Annotated in this window: 1 protein-coding gene and 1 pseudogene; both read left to right on the top strand. The window is 46.1% G+C overall.

Annotation, left to right across the window (positions count from 1 at the left end; genetic code table 11):
• The coding region (locus tag A3738_RS19175) for an electron transfer flavoprotein subunit beta/FixA family protein (RefSeq protein WP_068763785.1) at positions 1–615 on the top strand (615 nt) is incomplete at its 5' end.
• Positions 616–1,151: pseudogene (locus A3738_RS19170) on the top strand (electron transfer flavoprotein subunit alpha/FixB family protein); the annotation flags it as partial.

The raw sequence follows: 1,151 nt of genomic DNA, 5'->3' as shown, positions 1-1,151 counted from the left end.
GCTGTTCGTCTTAAAGAGAAAGGAATCGCGAGCGAAATCGTTGTGGTTTCTATCGGTCCTAAAGTTGCTCAAGAGCAAATCCGTACAGCACTAGCATTAGGTGCAGACCGCGGTATCTTGGTTGAAACTGACGAACAAGTTCAATCTCTTCAAGCTGCTAAAATCTTGAAAGCGATTGTTGACGAAGAACAACCTCAGTTAGTTATTCTTGGTAAGCAGTCTATCGATTCAGACAACAACCAAACTGGTCAGATGCTAGCAGCACTTGCAGGCATGGGTCAGGGTACATTCGCATCAGAAGTTGTTGTTGAAGGTGATAAGGTTAACGTTACGCGTGAAGTTGACGGCGGTTTGATGACTGTTGGTCTTAATCTTCCTGCAGTAGTGACTACTGACTTGCGTTTGAACGAGCCACGTTACGCATCTCTTCCTAACATCATGAAGGCTAAGAAGAAGCCTCTCGATACTAAATCTCCAGCAGATTACGGTGTTGAGTTGAGCGCTAGCCTAACTACATTGAAAGTAGAAGAGCCAGCTAAACGTTCTGCGGGTATTAAAGTTGCAGACGTTGCAGAGCTTGTAGACAAACTTAAAAACGNAGCGAAGGTGATCTAAATGAGCATTTTAGTTATTGCAGATCATGATAATGGTAGCTTGAAGCCAGTTACTCTTAACGTTCTTGCTGCAGCAACAGCAATCGGTGGTGACATCGACGTATTGGTTGCGGGCGAAGGTTGTGGTGCAGCAGCAGAAGCTGCGTCAAAAGCGGCTGGCGTTGCTAAAGTATTGGTAGCTGATAACGCAGCTTACGGCCATCAGTTGGCTGAAAACCTTTCTCTATTGGTTGCTGACCTTGGTAAAGGTTACTCGCACGTTCTTACTTCTGCGGGCACAACTGGTAAGGACTTCCTTCCACGTGTTGCTGCACTTCTAGACGTTGCGCAAATCTCTGACATCATCAAAGTTGAGTCAGCTGATACGTTCGTTCGTCCAATCTATGCGGGTAACGCGATTGCGACAGTTCAATCTAGCGATGCGATCAAAGTAATCACTGTTCGTGGTACTGCGTTCGATCCAGTTGCTGCTGAAGGTGGTTCAGCTGCTGTTGAAGCGATTGACAACGTACAAGACGCTGGCATTTCTACTTTCGT

The organism is Oleiphilus sp. HI0066 (assembly GCF_001635725.1).
Note: the sequence above shows the minus strand (reverse complement) of the source record. Positions and strands in the feature narration are given on the sequence as shown.